Genomic DNA, 20,791 nt, shown 5'->3' on the forward strand with positions numbered 1-20,791 from the left:
GCCTCGGGCCGCGGACCGGCCCGTACGGCGCGCGTACGTGCCCGGTGGCTCAGTCCGCCGCCCCCAGCAGCGCGCGCACGGCGTCCGCGTCCGGGTGGTCGAGTCCGCCGAGGAGGACGAGGGAGTCCCGCCACGCCTCGCGCGCGCCCGCGAGGTCGCCGACGGTGCGCAGGAGTTCGCCGAGGTTGCGGAGCGCGTCCGCCTCGCCGTACCGGTTGCCGAGCCGGTGGAACTCCTCCCGGCACCGGCGGTAGCAGTCGAGGGCCTCGGTGTACTCGCCCATCGCGCGACGAGTGAAGCCGAGCGTCTCCCAGGTGTACGCCTCACCGACGGAGGCGCCCGCCTCCCGGTGCAGCCGCAGCGCCTCGTGGCAGCAGACGAGTGCCTTCTCGTGGTCGCCGAGATGGCTGTGGCACCAGCCGATGTTGTTGAGCGCGCCGCCCCAGCCGGCCAGGTTGCCGGCGGCGCGCTCCAGTTCGAGCACCTGCTCCAGCCGGCGGAGCGTGGCGCGGTAGTCGCCCTGCTGCTCGTACAGCCAGGCCAGCGTCCGCAGGGTGTGGGTCTGCCCCGGCAGGTCGTTGAGCCCGCGCTGCAGCTCCAGCGCCCGCGACAGCGCGTCCCGGGCCTCCTCGTGCCGTCCCAGCCGGATCGCGGCCCGGCCCGATTCGCAGTGGCACAGGGCCGTCCCGGCCGGGTCGTCCTGGCGCCGGGCCGCGGCGATCGCCGTGCGCTGGGTGGCCGCCCAGTCGTGCCAGCGACCGCTGAGGTGCAGGAAGTCCCCCATGACAAGGGGCAGTTGCCAGGCGTGGCCGTCGAACCCCGCCGGGCCCGCCGCGTCCGTGACCGCGAGGAGCACGGCGCGCTCCGCTTCGAACCACGCCATCGCCTCCCCGTAGTCCTCGGGGTGGCGGGGCGCGGAGCCGGGCACCGGTGGCGGCAGCGGCAGTGCGCGGCGGACCGGGACGAGCCGCCGCCCCGCGAGGTGCGCGGTGTGCAGGAAGTGGTCGAAGAGGCGGTGGAGTGCCGCGGTGCGTTCCGCCGGGGACTCCTCGGCCGCCGCCAGCCCCGCCGCGTAGACGCGCAGCAGATCGTGGAAGGAGTACCGGCCGGGGCGGTGCTCGTCGATCAGATGGACGTGGGCCAGCCCGGTCAGCGCCGCCGCGGCCTCCTGGACGGTCAGTCCGGCCAGCGCGGCCACCGCGGGCGCGGCGGCGTCCCGGCCGGGGTAGAGCCCGAGCAGCCGGAAGACCCGGGCCGTACGGGCGTCCAGCCGGAGGTACGACCACGAGAAGACCGTCCGTACGCTGCTCGCCCCCTCGCCGGTGTCCAGCACGTCCAGCCGGCCCCGGGTGTCGCGCAGTTCCGCCGCGACCGCGCTCAGCGCGAAGCCGGGCCGGCCGACGGCGCGGGCGGCGGTCACGGCGAGCGCCAGTGGCAGCCGGGCGCACAGCTCGATCAGTTCGGCCGCCGCCTCCGGTTCCGCGGCGATGCGGTCCGCGCCGAGCCGGGCGACGAGCAGTTCGTGCGCCTCCTCGCGCGGCAGCACGTCGAGACGGATCAGCCGGGCCCCGTCGGTGACGGCGAGACCGGCCAGCCGGCCGCGTCCGGTGACGACCACGGCGCAGCCGGCCCCGCCCGGCAGCAGCGGGCGCACCTGGGCGGCGTCGGTGGCGTTGTCGAGGACGAACAGCAGCCGGCGGCCGGCGGTCTCGGTGCGCAGCAGCGCCGCCCTCGCCTCCAGCGGATCGGGGATGCGCTCCGGCGGCACCGACAGGGCCTCCAGGAAGCCGCGGACCGCCTCGCCGGGCGGCACGGGACCGGCGGTGGAGTCGAAACCGCGCAGATTCACGTAGAGCTGGCCGTCGGGGAAGTCCCGCGCCGCGCGATGCGCCCAGTGCAGGGCCAGCGCGGTCTTCCCGGCACCGGCCGTGCCGGTGATCACGCGTACGGCGGGGCCCGCCCCCGGCTCGGCACCGTCGGACGGCCCGTCCAGCAGGCGCAGTTCCGCCCGGCGGCCGGTGAACCCGCTGACCGCGGCGGGGAGCTGGCGCGGAGGCCCCGGGCCCCGTCCGGCGCGGGCGGCCCGCTCCGGTGGCCGGGGGCCGGGCCCGGGGGCCGCGAGCCCCGGATCACCGCGCAGCATGCGCCGGTGCAGCGCGCGCAGCGGGGCGGAGGGTTCGACGCTCAGCTCGGCGGCGAGCAGCCGGTGCACCTCCCGGTAGGCGTCGAGCGCCTCCGCCTGCCGCCCCGACCCGTACAGCGAGAGCATCAACTGCTCCCACAGCCCCTCGCGGAGTGGGTGTTCGCGCACCGACTGGCGCAGCTCCGGCACCAGTGCGCGGTGCCGTCCGCAGGCCAGATCCGCCTCGACCCGGGCCTGGAGGACGTCGAGCCGCTGTTCGTCCAGCCGGGCCGCCTCCGCCTCCACGACCGGCCCGGCCGGTACGTCGGCGAGCGCGGGGCCGCGCCAGAGCGCGAGCGCCTCCGCGAGCAGGCCCGCCGCACGTTCCGGCTCGCCGGCGGCCAGCGCGGCGCGGCCGGACGCGCCGAGCCGGGCGAAGACGGCGGCGTCCAGGTCGTCCTCACCGTCGGGCACCACCTGGTAGCCCGGTGGCCGGGTGACGAGTAACCGGCCCTCCCGGTCCCCGAGTTCACGGCGCAGCCGCAGCACGTACTGCTGGATGAGATTGGCGGCCGCCCTGGGTTCGCGTTCGCCCCACAGCTCCGCGCCCAGCCGGTCCGTCGGCACGGGGCCGTCGCGCCGCACCAGCAACGCGGCGAGCAGCGCGCGCGGTTTCGCGGCGGAGATCCCCCGCCAGTCGGTGCCGTCGAATATTTCGAGCGCACCGAGGATACGGAAACGCATCCGGCCTCCCCCGCCGTCCGTACCGTGCGAAGGTGATCTTGCCACTGGCCGGAACGATGCGCCACGCGGTTGCCCCGGTCGCCGGGCGGGTCCGCCCGGCCCGGGGGCCGAGGAAGTCGCCGCAGACCTCTGTCCTCCCGGCTTACCCCTCAGTACATTGACAACATGTCTAACACGCAGCCTGCGGCGGTCGCGTCGGAGCGGATCGCGCTCAAGGCCCGCCGGGTCTCCTTCGCCTGGGACCGGACCCCCCTGCACTGGGTGCCCGGCGATCCGTTCACCACGCACACCATCAATGTGCTCCATCTGCTCCTCCCGGCCGGGGAGCGCTGGTTCATCCACGTCTACCGCCAGGTGCTGCCGTACATCCACGACGAGCGGCTGCGGCAGGACGTCATCGGCTTCATCGGCCAGGAGGCGGTGCACTCCCAGGCCCACGACGACGTGCTGCCGCACCTGCGCGAACTCGGCCTGGACCCCACCCCGTACACCGCGCAGATCGACTGGTTCTTCGAGAAGCTGCTCGGCGACCGGACGCTGCCGCCGGGCCGCTCCCGCCGGTGGTGGCTGATGGAGCGGGTGGCGATCATCGCGGCGATCGAGCACTACACCGCGTTCCTCGGCGACTGGATACTCAACGCCGACGAACTGGACCGGCGGGGCGCCGACCCCACCATGCTGGACCTGCTGCGCTGGCACGGCGCCGAGGAGGTCGAGCACCGATCGGTCGCCTTCGACGTCTTCATGCACGTCGACGGCGGCTACCGGCGACGGGTACGGACCTGGGCGACGGCCTTCTCCGCCCTGCTCTTCCTCTGGCAGCGCGGTGCCCGCTTCTTCATGGAGAACGACCCGAGCCTGCTGGACGGCAAGGCGTCCTTCGGACAGTTCTACCGCGGCGGCCGGCGGGGCACCCTGCCCAGCACGCCGGCGATGCTGCGCTCCATACCGCGCTATCTGAGCCGTTCGTACCACCCCTCGCAGGAGGGAAGTACGGCCCAGGCCGCCGCCTACCTCGCCCGCTCGCCCGCCGCGGTCGCGGCCGAGGCCCGTACGACGGAAGCGCCCTGACGATGAACCGCACCTCCCTGCCCCTGCCCCGGCTGCGGACCGTCGCCGCGGTGGCCGGTGCCGCGCTGCTCACCCGGCGGGCCCTGCGCCGGCGCATCGCCCGCTCCCCGCTCTGGCCGCTCCCCGCGCTGGACGAACCGATATCCGGCCACGCCCGGCAGCGCCGCTCCACCGCCGGCCGGCGGCTGCTGATCACCGCGCGGACGGCTCCGGCCGACGGCGTCGTCCAACTGCGCCTGGAGGGGCCGGACCTGCCCGCCTGGGAGCCGGGCGCGCATCTGGACCTGGTGCTGCCCTCCGGCCTGGTCCGTCAGTACTCCCTCTGCGGCGACCCGGCCGACACCGGGGCGTACACCGTGGCGGTCCGGCTGGTCGAGGACGGCCGCGGCGGCTCCCGTGAGGTGCACACCGCGCTCCGCGAGGGCCTGGAGATCGAGGTGCACGGCCCGCGCAACCGCTTCCCGCTGGCCGGGGCCCCGGCCCATCTCCTCGTCGCGGGCGGCATCGGCATCACCCCGGTCCTGCCGATGGTCCGCGCGCTGGCCGCCGCCGGGGCGGACTGGCGGCTGGTCTACGGGGGCCGCAGCCGGGCCACGATGCCCTTCCTCGACGAGCTGGAGCGGCTGGACGCGGGCGGCGGCCGGGTGACCGTCGTCCCGCAGGACGAGTCCGGCCACCCCGACCTGAAGGCCGCCCTCGCGGACGCGGCCGAGGGCACCGCCGTCCACTGCTGCGGCCCGGAACCGCTCATGGAGGCCGTCGCCGCCGCGCTGCCGCCCGGCTGCACCCTGCACCTGGAGCGCTTCTCGGCACGCGGCGGCGACGCGGCGGACCAGTCCCCCTTCGAGGTCGAACTGCGCCGCACCGGCCGCACGGTGCCGGTCGCCGCCGGCCAGTCGGTGCTGTCCGCCGTCCGCGCGGAGGTGCCGTACGTGGCGTACTCCTGCGAACAGGGCTTCTGCGGTACGTGCCAACAGCGCGTCCTGGAGGGCGAGGTCGACCACCGCGACGAACTGCTCAACGACGAGGAGCGGCGCGCCTCCATGCTGATCTGCGTGTCCCGGTGCCGGGGCGAGCGGCTGGTGCTGGACCTCTAGAAAAGGGTGCCGGGAGCGGGTCGTACGCTGGTGACCATGACGACGACCCGGGTGAAGCGCAGGATGGGCGTCGAGGAGCGCCGGCAGCAGCTGATCGGCGTGGCGCTGGAGTTGTTCAGCCGCCGGGCCCCGGACGAGGTGTCGATCGACGAGATCGCGGCCGCCGCCGGGATCTCCCGGCCGCTGGTCTACCACTACTTCCCCGGCAAGCAGAGCCTGTACGAGGCGGCGCTGCGGCGGGCCGCCGACGAACTGGCGGCCCGCTTCCTGGAACCGCACGAAGGCCCGCTGGGCGCCCGGCTGTTGCGGGTGATGGGGCGGTTCTTCGACTTCGTCGACGAGCACGGCCCCGGCTTCGCCGCGCTCATGCGGGGCGGCCCCGCCGCCGGTTCCTCCACGGCGAACGCGATGATCGACGGGGTGCGCCGGGCGGCCTGCGAGCAGATCCTCGCCCATCTCGGCGTCGAGGACCCGCCCGCCCGGCTGGAGCTGGTCGTCCGCTCCTGGGTCTCGCTCGCCGAGTCCACCGCGCTGATCTGGCTGGACGGCCGGCGCGTTCCGCGCGCGGAGCTGGAGACCCAGCTCGTGCACGACTTCGCCGCGCTGGCCGCCGTGAGCGCCGCGTACAACGAGGAGATGGCCGGCATCGTGCTCCGCGTCCTCTCCCAGGAACCCCCCGACGGCCCCTTCGGCGACCTGCTGACCCGGCTCTCCGCCCTGGCACCCGCCGTCCCGGCCGTCCCCGCGCGACGGCTGCCGCGCGCAGACTCCTGAGGTACGGCGGGCCCCCGTTCACCCCCGCCCCGGGGAACCCGCGAACCTCAGCGAGCGGCGCGCCGCACCGAGACGAACGGCTGGGGCTCCGCGCCCGCCGCGGTCGAGGTGCCGACCACCGTCAGGCCGCCCCGGCCACCGGTCACCCCGTTCGCCACGTTCTCCGGGGACGCCGAGGGGTCGGCCGCCGCGGGCTGCGCCAGTGCCAGGTCCTTCCAGCGCCCCCGGGCCCCGGCCGCACCGGTCGCGCGCGGGTCGAGCGGCGTCCAGGACCAGGCCAGCGCGGAGCGCCGGGCGCCGAGGGTCTGGCCCACGACGGCGATCCCGCCCCCGGGGCGGGCGGTCAGGCCGAGGAGCCGCGCGTCCACGTCCGGCACGGCGACCCGGTGCCATCCGGTGCCGTCGTGGCGGGCGGCCAGGGCGCGGGTCGTGCCGTCCTCGGGCGACCAGTCCTCGCCGGCCAGCCACACGTCGCCCTCCTCGGTCACCGCGAGGCTCTGGGCCTGGCCGGGAACATCGGTGACGCCGGGAACGCCGACCCGCGTCCAGGAGACCCCGTCGTAGTGCATCAGCAGCGGGGTTCCGCCGGCGCCGTCGTACCCGGTCGCCCAGACGTCGCGGTCGGAGACGGCCCGTACCGCGTTCAGGTACCAGTAGTCGCCGGGCAGTTCGGGGAGCGGTACGTCGCGCCAGGCCGTCCCGTCGAAGTGCCGGGCGATCCCGGCGGTCCGGGACTCGATGATCCAGCCGCCCTTCGCCTCGTTCCAGGTGCGCGACACCTCGATCTGCGCGAGGCCCACGGCCCAGGCACCGCCCGGCCGCGCGTCCACGTCGAGCAGGGAGCCGTACTCGGCCTTCTCCGGCAGGCCGGCCGCGACGACCTGCCACCGCCTGCCGTCGAAGTGCTGCGTGTAGACCCGTCCGTCGAGGACCGGGGTGTCGTCGCCGACGAGCCACACATCGCGGGGGCCGTACGCGTCCATGGCGTTGACGCGGCTGCTGATCTCCCCGGCGGCATCGGTGGCCGGGGCGACCGGGGTCCAGGCACCGCCCGGTTCGGAGCGCTCGGCCACCACCGGCCCGAACCGGGTCACCTTGCCCTCCTGCCGCACGGTGAATCCGGCCGCCCAGGTCTTCCCCCCTCCCATCGGCACGACGTCGATGAGGGTGGCGTCACCGAACGGCACCGCCTCGCCCGCCCAGGCGGGTGCCGGCGCGGCGGTCGCGGGCAGGGAGACGGACAGGGCGACGGTCAGGGCGGCCGCGGCCACGACGGCCCGACGGCTGGGTCTCAGCACAGGTGGTTCCTTCCGGAGACGGTCTCACCCGCTAAGTGCGCCGGCCCCACGGCCGGGTTGCAGCAGGCTTCCCGCCTTCGCCGCTCAGAGCTTCCGGTACGACGGGTCCAGGTCGCGGGTCTCCGCCGAGAGGTGCGGGGCGAGCCCCTCGGCGGGCCGGATGTGCGCGGTCAGCAGGTCCAGTACGGCCTGGGTGAGCCGGGCCCGGACCTCCGGGGTGCGGCCGGGCAGCAGCGCGATCTCTACGTGGACGATCGCATCGCCCTCGGGGGCGTCCGCGACGACGGTCTCCTCGACCCGGCGGAACCGGGTCTTGCAGGCGGCGATCTTCGTGGTGACGGTCTCCGCGATCAGGGGATGCAGGGCGCCGGCGAAGCCGGTGCGGTCGAAGGTGTCGTCGAGTTCGGCGGAGTAGTCGACGGTGATCTGCGGCATGGCGGGCTCCTGGTCGGAACATGGGACGCGGAAATGCGACCGCCCCACCCTTCACCGCCGACGGCGGCCCGCACAAGCGCGATCCACCACGTGGAAGCCCCTGGGGTCCGTCTGACCACGCCCGGCAGACGGGAATGGTCGGACAGCCCCTAGGAGAGCAACTGCCCCTGGAGGGCCAGCGCCAGCCCGGTCTCCGCGTTGTCGGAGCGGCCCCGTTCGAAGGCGCGGCGGTAGGCGGCGTCGCCGATGGCGGCGCGGGCGCGGCGTTCGCAGGCCTCGCGGAGGGGGCCCAGTTCGGGGGTGCCGCGCTGGGGGTGGCCGACCATGCCCCAGTAGATCTGTCCGGTTCCGTAGACGCGGGCGGCCTCGGCGCCCTCGCCCTGGGAGGCGATGGCGGCGGCCAGGATGTCCAGGCCGAGGGCGATGCCGAAGCGGTCGCGGAGGCGGTGCTTGCCCGCGATCATGGAGCGGGCGTGCGCGGCGGCGGCGTCGGCGCGGTCCTGGAGCAGGGCGATCAGGGCGAGTTGGTAGTCGACGTAGCTGAGGGTCCATCCCTCGTCCCTGGCCTCGCAGGCGGCGCGGAGCACGACGGCGGCCTCGGCGGCCTCGTCGAGCCGGCCGAGGCCGATGAGGGCGAAAACGGTGATCATGTGGCAGCGCAGCCGGTAGGCGGTCTCCAGGGGGGTGCCGGCGCCGGTGGTGCTGAGGACCCGGTCCGCCTCGCGCAGCCCCTTCTGCGGTTCGCCGGTCATCAGATGGGTGAGGCCGCGCAGATAGGCGGCGGCGAGGATGCCCTCGTCGGTGCCGTCCTCGGCGGCCGCCCGCAGGCACTGCTCGCCGACGCGTTCGGCGGCCTGGTAGTCGCCCTGGAGCATCTGGCAGATGCCGAGGACCCACAGGACGCGGGTGCGGTGGGGGCCGTCGGCGGGGCCGCGTTCCAGGGCGCGCTGGGCGTAGCCGCGGGTCTGCGGGAGGTGGCCGCAGCAGCACCAGAAGAAGCCGATGCGGCCGGCCATCTCCTGGGCGGCCTCCGGATCGTGGTCGAGCAGGTGGTCGAGGGCGGCGCAGAGGTCGGCGTGGGACTCGGCGATGCGGTGGTACCAGTGGATCTGGTCGTCGCCGGTCCAGCCGGCGTGGGCGCTGCGGGCCAGCCGGAGGAAGCAGGCGGCGTGCCGGTCGGCGGCGGCGCGCTCCTCGCCGAGTTCGGCGAGCCACATCCGGCCGTACTCGCGGATGCTGTCGAGCATGCGGTGGCGTACGCCGTCGCGGTCGCGGGCGACGACCGACTGGGCGACCAGGGCGCGCAGGGCGCCGCGGACGGCTTCCGGGGTGAGGGGTCCGCCGGCGCAGACGGCGACGGCGGTGTCCTCGTCGAAGTCGCCGCGCAGCACGGTGAGCCGGGCCCAGAGCAGGCGCTGGGCGGGGGTGCACAGTTCGTGGGACCAGCCGATGGTGGTCCGCAGGGTGCGGTGGCGCCGGGGCAGCAGGGTGGTGTCGGCGAAGACGTCGAGGCGGGAGCCGAGCCGGGTGGCGACCTCGCCGGGGCTCTGGCGTCCGACGGCCGCGGCGGCGAGTTCGATGGCGAGGGGGATGCCTTCGAGGCGCCGGCAGATCTCGGCGGCGGCCCCGGGGTCGTGGGGGGTGTCGGGGGCGGCGGCGGCCGCGCGGTCGCGGAAGAGGGTGAGGGCGGCGGCCCCGGGCCCGTCCACGGGCAGCGGTTCCACGTCGACGCGCTGTTCGCCCCTGATGTCCAGGGGGCGGCGGCTGGTGGCGAGGACGGTGAGTCCGGGCGAGGTGGTGAGGATCTCGCCCAGGAGGTGCGCGCAGGAGGGGCGCAGGTGTTCGCAGGAGTCCAGGACGAGCAGCAGCTGTTTGTCGGCGAGCCATTCGCAGAGCACGTCGATGGGGGTGCGCAGGGTGTGGTCGCTGAGGCCGACGGCGTCGGAGACGGTGGCCAGGAGGAGTTCGTCGTCGTGCAGGGGGGCGAGGCCGGCCCAGTGGACGCCGTCGCGGTAGAGGGATTCCACGCGGGTGGCCGCGCGGACGGCGATCCGGGTCTTGCCGACGCCGCCGGGTCCGGTGAGCGTGGTCAGCCGGCCGGCGGAGAGGGCGTGGCCGATCAGTTCGAGCTCCGCCTCCCGTCCGACGAAGCTGTTGGTCTCCTCGGGGATGTTGCTCGCCATGGTCACCGTCGCTGCACAGCTGGATCGGCCGGTCCCGGCCCCCGGGGCCCGCACGCCCGTGGAGGGGGTGCGGGTGCCGGGGCCGGAACCGGCCGGTGGAGTAGGAGGGGCGCGTCGGGGAGTGCGCTGGTGGGGCTCTCTCCGACGGGCTGCCCCTACGGTAGTCCTGTCGCGGTCAGCGCAGGGCGAAGACCGCCACCGTACGTCCCGGAACGGTGAAGCTTCCCGAACTCCGCTCGTACGAGGCCTTCTTGACGGTAAGATCCGCGCCCGCCGCCTGGACGGGGTGGAGCGCGTAGTCCTTTCCGGCCAGGGCGGCGATCTTCTGGGTGGTGGTGCCGGGCGCGGCGTTGAAGACGACCACGAGCGGGCCGAGCCGCATGGTGATCACGCCGGGGGTCTCACCGGCGCCGGAGAGCGGGAACGAGAGCCGGTCCTGCACCTGCGCGGCGGTGGCCAGACCGAAGTCCTTCTCCGTGGCGCGGATGGTGAGCAGGTCCCGGTACGCGGCCGAGGTGCCGTTGATCTCCGCGCAGCCCGGGGTGATTGCCGGATTCGCCAGCAGCGGCTCGGCGTACGGCCACTTGGCCTCGTTGTCGGCGGCCGGCGGCAGTCCGCGCCCGAAGCCGTTGCCGTCCCGGCAGTCCCAGTGCAGGGCGTTGAACCAGTCGCCGCTGTCGAAGGAGTTGCGGTCCAGCGACTTGGAGCGGAGCAGGTCGGTGCCGGCCTGGGAGAGAGCGGGGCCCTGCGAGAGGGTCGCCGTCGCCATGGCCAGGACCTGCATCCTGGCCCGGTCGGCGGCGGAGGTGCCCGCCGGGAGCTTGAACGCGAGCGCGTCGTACAGGGACTCGTTGTCGTGGGCGTCGGCGTAGGCGAGGGCGTCGCCGGGGGCGGCGGCGTAGCCGGCCGGGGCACCGTTGTAGTCGACGTCGGAGCCCTTGACGGTGTTCCCGGAGGTGTCGGTGAAGGTGTAGCCGGCGAGGTTGCCGGTGAGGCCGACCTTGATCAGGTCCTGGTAGTGGAGGAGGCGGGCCTTCTGTTCGGCCTCCGTGCCGTTGGCGGTGGAGGTGTTGGGGTCGGTGTAGAGGCCGGTGGCGAAGCCCTGGACGCCGGGGTCCTCGTCGAACGGGGAGCCGCCGCGCACGGCGTCGCGGGCCCGGTCGGAGAAGGTGGCGATGCCGGTGCCGGCCATGTTCTTCTGGGTGGCCTGGACGAAGCGGGCGTCGTCGGCGATCTCGCCGAAGTTCCAGCCCTCGCCGTACAGGATGATCTTCTTGCCGTCCACGCCGTCCTTGGCGGGGGTCAGCGCGTCGAGGGCCTTGCGGACGGCCAGGATGTTGGCCTTGGGGTGGTGGCCCATCAGGTCGAAGCGGAAGCCGTCGACCTTGTACTCCTTGGCCCAGGTGACGACCGAGTCCACGACGAGCTTGCCCATCATGGTGTTCTCGGGGGCGGTGTTGGCGCAGCAGGTGGAGGTGGCGACGGTGCCGTCCTCCAGGAGCCGCTGGTAGTAGCCGGGCACGATCCGGTCGAGGACGGACTTCTCGTCCTGGCCGGCGGCGACGGTGTGGTTGTAGACGACGTCCATGACGGTGCGCAGTCCGGCGCCGTTGAGGCCCTGGACCATCTGCCGGAACTCGACGGTGCGCTTCGTGCCGTCGGGGTCGGAGGCGTAGCTGCCCTCGGGGACGGTGTAGTGCAGCGGGTCGTAGCCCCAGTTGAAGCCGTCCTTCGCGGCGGCCTTCGCCACGCAGGCCTGCTGTTCGGCGGAGTCGGGGGCGTAGACGGACAGTTCGCAGGCCGGCTTCTGCTGGTCCTTCTTCTTCTCGGGGACGGTCCCGATGTCGAAGGCGGGCAGCAGGTGGACGTAGCCGGTGCCGGAGTCGGCGAGCCGCTTGAGGTGCTTCATCCCGTCGGAGCGGGTGTCGGTGAACGCGAGGTACTCACCGGGGTGCTTCGAGGTGGGGTCCGCGATGGAGAAGTCGCGGATCTGCAGCTCCTGGATCTGCGCGTCGCGCAGCGGTGCGGCGGCGGGCTTGCGGAGGGTGTCCCAGCCCTTGGGGGCGAGGGAGCGGTCCTCCAGGTCGACGACGAGGCTGCGGGCGGAGTCGGCGGTCAGGGCGGTGGAGTAGGGGTCGGTGACCTTGTTGGTGACGCGCTTCTGGACGGTGGGCGCCCAGACGTCCACGACGTAGCGGTAGGGCTTGCCCTTCCAGTTCTTCTTACCGGTGACGGACCAGACGCCGGTGCGGTCGTCGCGCCGCATGGGGACGGTCTTCCCGTCGAGTTCGAGGGCGACGGTACGGGCGGTGGGGGCCCACACCGACAGGGTGGGGGTGCCGTGGCGGAAGACCGGGCCGAGGGAGGCGCCGCTCGCCCTCTCGCCGTAGAGGTCGTCGAGCACCCCGGCGCTCTGCACGCCGGTGGCGGCGAGCAGGGCTCCGTTGGCGGCGCGCTGCGTGGCGATGAGCTGGCCGCGCAGGGCCTCGCGGACGCGGTCGCGGTCCCGGGCGTCGACGGTGAAGGCGGGGTAGTCCTTGAGGTGCGGGTACGTCGCCTTCTGGGCGTCGGTGAGCGCGGACGGGGTGAGCCGCAGCCACTGGCCCTCGTCACTGAGGGCGCCGTCCTTGACGGTGATGCCACCCTTCTCCGCGTACACGAGCTGCTGGCTGGTGGCCTCGGTGGCCTTCACCTTCCAGACGACGGTGTCGGCGTCGATCCACTGCGCCTCGGCCTTGGTGAGGTCGGGCGTCGGTACGCCACCGGCCTGCGGGAGCAGGTAGCCGCCCCGGCCGCCGAGCATCCAGACCTCGTGGCCGTACGTGGCGAGGTCGAGGGACTGGTCGCTGGGGAGGTCCTTCTCGTCGCCCCGGTGCAGGATGTAGCTGAGCGCGGTGGCGCCGTCGGTGAGCGGGACCTCGAAGGTGAGCCCGGAGGCGTCCTTCTTCACGGGCTGGAGCGGCTTGGCCCAGTCGGTGGGCTCCTTGGCTCCGGTCCAGGTGTGCAGGCCCCAGCCGTCGTAGTCGCCGTCGGCGCGGTAGTAGTGCAGGACGGCCTTGGTGGTGTCCTGTGCGGGGTAGGCACCGTCGGGCGCGGTGTCCGCCTGGCCGTCCTGGCCCTGCGCGATCCACACCTCACCGGTCTTCGCCAGGTCGACGGTGCGCTCGGGCCCGTCGGCGGTGCCGGCCTTCTCGACGGTGTACGGGACGGTGGCGGCGCCCTCGGGCACCTCGACCCAGGCGAACGCGCCGTACGCGTCGCGCCCGGTGAAGGCGGCGGTGGCCTCGCCGGACCTCACCTGCCGGCCGTCGTAGTCGCCGTCGGCGCGCTTGTAGTGGACGACTGCGTAGTCGCGCTCGACGGCGACGGGCTTGGCGGGGGCGGGCGCCTGTCCGGTGGTGGAGGAGGCGGTGGCGCTCGCGGTGCGGCCGGTGCGGTCGACGACGACGGCCTTGTAGCGCAGCGGCGTTCCGGCGGCGGTGGTGGCGTCGATGGTCTGGGTGACCTTGTACGGGGCGTGGTCGGCGGTGCCGAGGGTGGTCCACTTCCCGTTGCCGGTCTGGGCTGCGAAGACGACCCGGTTGAGGGAGCCGCCGTCCACGTCGGCGGTGATCTCGACGGTGCCGGTGGCGCCGGCCGCCGGGGCCTTCAGGGTGACGGAGGGCTTGGCGGCCGGGGCCGCGAGCGGTCCGGAGGCGCGGAGCACGAGGCTCGACAGGGCCGGGACGGTGACCGTGATCTTCTTGTCGGCGCCGCTGCGGACCGTGCCGGTACCGCCGTACAGGGTGCGGAAGTCCATCCGGGCGGATCCGGTGGGCAGTTCGACGGTCTTCGCGGTCGTGCCGTTGTTGGTGGCGACGACGTACTCGGTGCCGCGCGCCGCGTCCGTACGGGAGAAGGCGTAGACGGAGCCCTCGGCGTACCGCTCGGTCTGCACACCGTCGCGCAGCGCCGGGTTGTCCCGGGTCAGCTTCGAGAGGGCGGCGATGGAGCGGTAGAGCGGGTGCGACGGGTCGTAGGCGTCGGAGGCGTGGGTGCGGTCGGTGCCCAGCTCGTCGTCATCGAGGTAGTCGGCGGTCTTCGAGGCGAACATCGTCTGGCGGGCGTCCTTGTCGCCGCCGGCGCCGGTGAAGCCCTGTTCGTCGCCGTAGTAGACGACGGGGTTGCCCCGGCTGAGGAACATCAGCTCGTTGGCCAGCTCCGCGCGCTCGACCAGCTCCGTGTCACCGGCGTCCGGGTTGTCCTGCTTGAGGAACGTCCCGATGCGGCCCATGTCGTGGTTGCCGAGGAAGGTGACCTGTTCGTAGGCGTTGGCCTTGTCGGTGGTGTACCGGTAGTCGTCGCCGAAGACGGCGGCGAGCTTCGAGGCCGGGGCGCCCTGCGAGGCGTACTGCCGGGCCGCCTCCTGGAACGGGAAGTCGAGCGTGGCGTCGAGCCGCCCCCGGGTGACGTAGGGGGAGGTGATCGCGGTGTCGGACGAGTAGACCTCGCCGAACATGAAGAAGTCCTCGCGCCCGCGCTTGGCCGCGTAGGCGTCGAGCGCGGTGGCCCACTGGGTCCAGAAGTCCAGGTCGACGTGTTTCACGGTGTCGATCCGGAACCCGTCGATGTCGAAGTCGCGGACCCACTTCTCGTAGATCTTCTCCATGCCGGAGACGACCTCGGGCCGCTCGGTCCACAGGTCGTCGAGCCCGGAGAAGTCGCCGTAGGTGGTGGACTCGCCGGCGTACGTCGAGTCGCCCCGGTTGTGGTACATCGTCGGGTCGTTGAGCCAGGACGGCGTCTTGCCGCCGCCGCTCACCGGCTTGTACGGGAAGGAGTCGGCGTCCACCTTCGCCATGCCCGCCGCGTCGTCGAAGGGGCGGCCGTCGCGGTCGAGGTAGGGGTAGGCGCCCTTGGACTTGTAGCCGTAGGTCTTCTCGGCGTAGTCGACGGTGTCGGCGGTGTGGTTGGTGATGACGTCGAAGAAGACCTTCATGCCCTTGGCGTGGGCCTTGTCGATCAGCTTCGTGAGGTCGGCGTTGGTGCCGAAGTGCGGGTCGACCTGGGTGAAGTCGGTGATCCAGTAGCCGTGGTAGCCGGCCGACGCGTCCTTGCCGGTGCCCTGGACGGGCCGGTTCCTGAAGATCGGGGCGAGCCAGATCGCGGTGGTGCCGAGCCCCTTGATGTAGTCGAGCCTGCTGGTCAGCCCCTTGAGGTCGCCGCCCTGGTAGAAGCCCTTGTCGGTGGGGTCGTAGCCCGTCTCCAGGCGCGAACCGGTCAGCCCGCCCCGGTCGTTGCCGGTGTCGCCGTTGGCGAAGCGGTCGGGCATGACGAAGTAGAACTGCTCGCGGGTCAGATCGTGCCGGGCGGGCTGTGCGGCCAGCTCGGCGTCCGACGGTGCGGCGGGCGGCCTGGCCGCGGCGGCGGGCAGTGCGGGCACCAGCGCCGCGCACAGGGCGGCCGCGACGACGGCGGGCGCCGTTCTTCGCGCGGGCACGCGCAGGGACGGACGTATCACTCGGGCTCTCCTCGGAGGGGTACGGGATGTGCGGGCCGGACGGGCCGCAGGGAGACGGCCCGTCCGGCGAGGGGGGAGGTCAGCTCCGCCAGACGTCGGCGGTCAGGGCGACCTTGCCGGAGGACGGCACCGTGCCCGTGCGGTTGGCACCGCTCTCCCAGGTGACGTTGCCGTTCGCGTCCTTGCGGATGTACTTGTACTCGAACGTGGTGCCCGCGGGCATGTTCACGTCGAGCTTCCAGACCGGGTACGTGGCCGGGTCCAGCTTCAGGGCGCTGCCGGTGTTCCAGTTGCCGAGGGCGGACTGGTTGCCGGTGACGTAGATGTTCTGGCCGAGCTGGGTGGTGGCGTTGACGCCGAAGGAGGCGCCGGACGTGCCCGTGCCCGTACCGGGGTCGGTGCCGGGGTCGGTGGAGCCGCCGCCGCAGGTGCGGGCGCCGGTGTGCAGCGCGAGGGCGGTGTCGGCGCCGAGGGTGGCGGTGAACTGTCCGGAGCCGTTGACGGTGACGCCCTTGCCGGACTGGACGTCGCAGTAGTCGCCAGCGGGCAGCGAGGTCTGGAAGGTCCGGGTCAGCGAGGAACCCTCGTGGTTGATCGCCACATACGCCTTGGAGCCGCGGCCGAAGGCGATCTGGTCGCCGCCGTTGTCCCACCAGTTCGTGACGGCCTCACCGCGCGCGGTGTTGCGGAAGCCGACCATGGAGGAGATCTCGCGCCAGGCGTGCTGGCACTTCCAGCCGTCGCTGTAGCAGGCGTTCACCGTGCCGCCGCTCGGCGGGCCGGCGTCCTTGTCGGACCACTCGTAGCCGGAGTGGACGTCGGGCGAGCCGTAGGGCCAGGCCAGCATGAACACGCTGGCGAGCGTGTAGGAGGCGCCGGCCTTGTAGTTCAGCGTCTCGCCGTTGCGCTCGGTGTCGTGGTTGTCGACGAAGACCGCGGCCCGCGACGACGGCATGAAGCCCCAGCCCTCGCCGAAGTTCTTCAGATAGGCGAGGTTCTGGTCGTTGAAGACCTGCTTGAGGCTCCGGGCGTACCGGAACTCCTGGACGTCACCGGTGCCGGCGTACTCGTCGGGCGAGACGGCCTCGCCGGCGCCGTAGATCGCCTCCTGCTTCCAGTAGGCGTTCGGGTTGCTCAGCCGCGACTTGATGTTGGCGAGGTCGGCGGCGGGCATGTGCTTGGCGGCGTCGATGCGGAAGCCGTCGACGCCGAGCGAGAGCAGGTCGTTGAGGTAGCCGGCGATCCTGCCCCGGACGTAGTCCTCACCGGTGTCCAGGTCGGCCAGCCCGACGAGTTCGCAGTTCTGGACGTTGGCCCGGTCGCCGTAGTTGGTGATCTGCGACTGGCAGTCGTTCATGTCGTTGACCGAGTACAGGCCGGGGTAGTCGTACTTCGTGTACGAGGAGCCGCCGGTGCCGGTGCCCGAGCCCGAGGACATGTGGTTGATGACCGAGTCGGCGACGACCTTCACGCCGGCGCCGTGGCAGGTGTTGACCATGTTCGCGAAGGACGCGCGGTCGCCGAGGCGCCCGGCGATCTTGTAGCTGACCGGCTGGTAGGAGGTCCACCACTGGCCGCCCTGGATGTGCTCCTGCGGCGGCGAGACCTGGACGAAGCCGTAACCGGCCGGGCCGAGCGTGTCGGTGCACGCCTTGGCGACGGAGTCGAACTTCCACTCGAAGAGGACGGCGGTGACGTCCTTGGCGCCCGGGGCGGATGCCTCGGCCGTCGTGGCGGGGACCACGAGGGCGGCGGCTCCCGCGACGAGGGCGAGCGCGGCAGACAGGGGTCTGCGGGCCATGTCTTTCCTCCTGCATGTGGGGGAAACGCGGGTGACGGTGCAGCCTCATACGGCAACGCGCCCTGCCCTCAAGGCTCTGAAGGTTCTTGCTGCAAGAATGCAAACCTTGCCGCGAGCAGACCGTACGAGCCCGTCAGTGCGCGGTCAACCCTTTGGACATGAGCTGCTCACATCCGCGAAATAGTGCAGATTTCTTTCTGCAAGGTCTTACGCAAGACATTGCAGCCCTGTTACGTTGCTCCCGACTCCGGTCCGGCCGGCCGGGGGTCCCGTTACCCCGGGCCCCACGCGCCCGGCCGGCCGGGCCGGTCACACAGGGGGTGCACCGGAGGTCACACTCCCCGCCGGCCCGTCCGGGCCGACTTCCGGTGCCTCTCCCCCGTGTACGACACCCCGCCGTCGCCCCCGTGCCGCTTCCGGCCTACGCTCGTGTGCCATGTCCACCGACCGGCCCCTGACCCCCCGCGGACGCCTCGTCGTCCGCATCGGCGTCGTCTTCGTGCTGCTCGTCTCGCTCGGCGGCGGACTCGGCCTGGCCGCCGAGGGCCTGGAGGGCCGGACCGCCCTGCGCTCGGGCCCCGTCGGCACCCTCACCCCCGCCGACCGCGACTGCGGCAAGGAATCCTGCGTCTGGACCGGCACCTTCACCGGCGCCGACGGCAGCGTCCTCGCGCACGACGTCGAACTGCGCGGCGCCGCCCGGGTCCGCCGGAGCGACCCCGCCCCCGCCCGCATCGACGACGTCCGGCTCGCCGGGGACGCCGGGGCCGCCTACACCGCCGACTACGGCTGGCACGGCCCCGTGGTCAAGGGCGCGGTACTCGCCGCCGTGGGCCTGGCGGTCGCGACCGGGCTCCTGGTGATGCTGCGCCGGCAGCGGAGGACCGCCGCCCCGCCCTCATGAGAACGGAAGAGGGAGGCCGGATCCCCCCTCCGGACCCGGCCTCCCTCTCCCTTCCGCCTCACGCCCCCCGCAGCGCCGCCGTCGACCCCCGTACGACCAGTTCGGGCTGGAAGACGTACTCCGTGCGCTGCACGGGGCTGCCGCCTATCTCCTCCAGCAGCGCGCCCACCGCGGCCGCCGCCATCGCCTGGACGGGCTGGCGGACCGTGGTCAGCGGCGGGTCGGTGAAGGCGATGAGCTGGGAGTCGTCGAAGCCGACGACGGAGACGTCGCGCGGGACGTCGAGACCGCGGTCGCGGGCCGCGCGGACCACGCCCAGGGCCATCAGGTCGCTGCCGCAGACGATGCCGGTGCAGCCCCGGTCCAACAGGGCGCCGGCCGCCACCTGACCGCCCTCGACGCTGAACAGCGTGGAGCAGACAAGGAGTTCGGCCTCCGCACGGTCCAGCCCCAGCACCGAGACCGCCGCGTCCACGAAGCCGTCCCGCTTGCGGCGGGAGGGCACGTAGCGCTGCGGACCTATGGCGAGGCCGACCTTGCGGTGACCGAGTTCGGCGAGGTGGCTCACGGCCATCCGCACGGCCGCGGCGTCGTCGGGCGAGACGAACGGGGCGCTGATGCGCTCGTTGTAGCCGTTGATCAGGACGAACGGCACGCCGCGCTCGGTCAGCGCGGCGTAGCGCGCCGGGTCGGCCGAGGTGTCGGCGTGCAGTCCGGAGAGGAACACGATGCCGCCGACGCCGCGTTCGACGAGCTGCTCGACGAGTTCGTCCTCGGTGGCGCCGCCGGGCAGCTGGGTGCAGAGCACCGGGGTGTAGCCGTGCCCGGCCAGGACCTGTTCCACGGACTGCGCGAACGCGGGGAAGATCGGGTTGGTGAGCTCGGGCGTCACCAGTCCGATCAGCCCGGCGCTGCGCTGCCGCAGCCGTACGGGTCGTTCGTACCCCAGGATGTCGAGCGCCGCGAGCACCCGCTGACGCGTGGTGTCCGCGACGCCCGGCTTGCCGTTGAGGACGCGGCTGACCGTCGCCTCGCTGACGGCTGCCTGGCCGGCGATGTCGGAGAGCCTGAGCGCGGAACCGGCCCTGGGCGGGGGGACGGTCACACCGTCCACCACACCGTGGTGTCGGCGGGCAGCTCGACCTCGGGGCCGTCGGTCTCGACCGGGGCGCTGGACAGCAGCGGGGTGCCGTACGCGGGGATCCGGACGGGGGCGCCGGTCGTGTTGACGGTGCAGACGAAACCGGGGCGGGCGAGGACGAGGACGCCCTCGGGGGCATCGAGCCACTCCACGTCCGTTCCGGCGCCGAGGCCGGGGTGGGCGCGGCGGGAGGCGATCGCGGCCCGGTACAGCTCCAGGGTGGAGCCGGGCGTGCCGGTCTGGGCCTCGACGCTCAGCTCGCCCCAGCCGGCCGGCTGCGGGAGCCAGCTGCCGCCCGCGCCGAAGCCGTAGCTGCTGCCCTCGCGGGTCCACGGGATCGGGACGCGGCAGCCGTCGCGGTAGCCGTCCTGGCCCTCGGCGCGGAAGAACGAGGGGTCCTGGCGGGCCTCGTCGGGCAGGTCGGTGACGTCGGGCAGGCCCAGCTCCTCGCCCTGGTAGACGTAGGCGGAGCCGGGCAGCGCCAGCATCAGCAGGGTGGCCGCGCGGGCCCGGCGCAGGCCCAGCTCGCGGTCGCCGGCGGTGCGGATCTGGGTGCCGAGGCCCGCCGGGTTGGCGAAGCGGGTGGCGTGCCGGGTGACGTCGTGGTTGGAGAGCACCCAGGTGGTGGGCGCGCCGACCGGGCGCATCGCGTCGAGCGAGGTGTCGATGACCTCGCGCAGGGCGGCGGCGTCCCAGGCGGTGGCCAGGTACTGGAAGTTGAACGCCTGGTGCATCTCGTCGGAGCGCACGTAGTTGGCGGTGCGCTCGACGGTGGGCGTCCACGCTTCAGCGACGGCAATCCTGTCACCCGGGTACTCGTCCAGGATGGTGCGCCAGCTGCGGTAGATCGCGTGCACCCCGTCCTGGTCGAAGAACGGCATGACGTCGTTGCCGAGCAGCTTCAGCTGGTCGTGGGTGCCGAGGTCCGGCAGGCCCTCGGCCTTGACCAGGCCGTGCGCGACATCCACCCGGAAGCCGTCGACGCCCATGTCGAGCCAGAAGCGCAGGATCGAGCGGAACTCGTCGGCGACGGCCGGGTGCTCCCAGTTGAAGTCGGGCTGCTCGGGCGCGAAGAGGTGGAGGTACCACTCGCCGGGGGTGCCGTCCGGGTCGGTGGTGCGGGTCCAGGCCGGGCCGCCGAAGATGGACTCCCAGTCGTTGGGCGGGAGTTCGCCGTTCGCGCCCTTGCCGGGGCGGAAGTGGTAGCGCTCGCGCAGGGCGGAGCCGGGGCCCTCGGCGAGGGCGCGCTTGAACCACTCGTGCTGGTCGGAGGAGTGGTTGGGCACCAGGTCGACGATGATCCGCAGGCCCAGGTCGTGGGCGTCGCGAATCAGCGCGTCGGCGTCCAGCAGGTTGCCGAACATCGGGTCGATGGCCCGGTAGTCGGCGACGTCGTAGCCGGCGTCGGCCTGCGGGGAGGCGTAGAAGGGGCTGAGCCACACCGCGTCGACGCCGAGGTCCTTGAGGTACGGGAGGCGGGCGGTGACGCCGGCGAGGTCGCCCATGCCGTCGCCGTTGCCGTCGGCGAAGCTGCGCGGGTAGACCTGGTAGATCACCGCGTCCTGCCACCAGCCGGTGCGGTGGCCCGGGGCGTCGTCGGACGTGCCGGTGGAGGGGGCAGCGAGGTGCTGGGTCATGTCGTCCCTGGGGTGTCTGGGTGGGGGTGGCGCCGGGACCGGGTCGGGATGCCGGCGCCACCGTGACGGTGCGTGGGGTCGTAC

12 protein-coding genes are annotated in these 20,791 nt (G+C 73.3%); 4 read left to right on the forward strand and 8 right to left on the reverse strand.

The features are described from left to right. Positions 1–49 precede the first annotated feature (49 nt). A complete protein-coding gene (locus tag ACFVDM_RS03090; RefSeq protein ID WP_383632304.1) occupies positions 50–2,866 on the reverse strand; it encodes a BTAD domain-containing putative transcriptional regulator in 2,817 nt (938 codons plus the stop codon). A 165-nt stretch (positions 2,867–3,031) separates the two neighbouring features. Between ACFVDM_RS03090 and ACFVDM_RS03095 the strand changes: the two genes are divergently transcribed. From ACFVDM_RS03095 to ACFVDM_RS03105, 3 genes are all read left to right on the forward strand, one after another. Then, a complete protein-coding gene (locus tag ACFVDM_RS03095; protein ID WP_383632307.1) occupies positions 3,032–3,937 on the forward strand; it encodes a metal-dependent hydrolase in 906 nt (301 codons plus the stop codon). A 17-nt stretch (positions 3,938–3,954) separates the two neighbouring features. Next, positions 3,955–5,034, forward strand: coding sequence for a PDR/VanB family oxidoreductase (locus tag ACFVDM_RS03100; protein WP_383633488.1), 1,080 nt, complete (start codon positions 3,955–3,957; stop codon positions 5,032–5,034). 63 nt (positions 5,035–5,097) lie between these two features. Further along, positions 5,098–5,808: a TetR/AcrR family transcriptional regulator gene (locus ACFVDM_RS03105; RefSeq protein ID WP_383633491.1), complete on the forward strand. Its 711-nt coding sequence runs from the start codon at positions 5,098–5,100 to the stop codon at positions 5,806–5,808. Between the two features lie 47 nt (positions 5,809–5,855). On the opposite strand, the gene ACFVDM_RS03110 is transcribed toward ACFVDM_RS03105, so the two are convergent. From ACFVDM_RS03110 to ACFVDM_RS03130, 5 genes are all read right to left on the reverse strand, one after another. Next, on the reverse strand, positions 5,856–7,106 hold the full coding sequence (locus tag ACFVDM_RS03110) for a hypothetical protein (protein WP_383632310.1): 1,251 nt from the start codon (positions 7,104–7,106) through the stop codon (positions 5,856–5,858). Positions 7,107–7,190: 84 nt separating this feature from the next. Next, positions 7,191–7,541, reverse strand: a complete 351-nt coding sequence (locus tag ACFVDM_RS03115) for a 5-carboxymethyl-2-hydroxymuconate Delta-isomerase (RefSeq protein WP_383632313.1) — start codon at positions 7,539–7,541, stop codon at positions 7,191–7,193. A 149-nt stretch (positions 7,542–7,690) separates the two neighbouring features. Next, positions 7,691–9,724 (reverse strand): ATP-binding protein, encoded by a 2,034-nt coding sequence (locus tag ACFVDM_RS03120; protein ID WP_383632316.1) that lies wholly within the window; start codon positions 9,722–9,724, stop codon positions 7,691–7,693. Between the two features lie 175 nt (positions 9,725–9,899). Continuing rightward, positions 9,900–15,224, reverse strand: a complete 5,325-nt coding sequence (gene pulA, locus ACFVDM_RS03125; protein WP_383632318.1) for a pullulanase-type alpha-1,6-glucosidase — start codon at positions 15,222–15,224, stop codon at positions 9,900–9,902. Between the two features lie 79 nt (positions 15,225–15,303). Further along, entirely contained in the window at positions 15,304–17,025 is a 1,722-nt protein-coding gene (locus ACFVDM_RS03130) for a carbohydrate-binding module family 20 domain-containing protein (RefSeq protein WP_383632321.1), read from the reverse strand. Between the two features lie 436 nt (positions 17,026–17,461). Between ACFVDM_RS03130 and ACFVDM_RS03135 the strand changes: the two genes are divergently transcribed. Next, a complete protein-coding gene (locus ACFVDM_RS03135; RefSeq protein ID WP_383632323.1) occupies positions 17,462–17,929 on the forward strand; it encodes a hypothetical protein in 468 nt (155 codons plus the stop codon). Between the two features lie 58 nt (positions 17,930–17,987). Here the strand turns inward: ACFVDM_RS03135 and ACFVDM_RS03140 are convergent, their stop codons facing one another. Both ACFVDM_RS03140 and ACFVDM_RS03145 read right to left on the reverse strand, forming a co-directional pair. Continuing rightward, positions 17,988–19,046, reverse strand: coding sequence for a LacI family DNA-binding transcriptional regulator (locus ACFVDM_RS03140; protein ID WP_383632326.1), 1,059 nt, complete (start codon positions 19,044–19,046; stop codon positions 17,988–17,990). Next, positions 19,031–20,707, reverse strand: a complete 1,677-nt coding sequence (locus ACFVDM_RS03145; RefSeq protein ID WP_383632329.1) for a glycoside hydrolase family 13 protein — start codon at positions 20,705–20,707, stop codon at positions 19,031–19,033. The genes ACFVDM_RS03140 and ACFVDM_RS03145 overlap by 16 nt, the downstream gene beginning before the upstream one ends. Positions 20,708–20,791 lie beyond the last annotated feature (84 nt).

It is taken from the genome of Streptomyces sp. NPDC057682 (genome assembly GCF_042799575.1).
GTDB lineage: Bacteria > Actinomycetota > Actinomycetes > Streptomycetales > Streptomycetaceae > Streptomyces.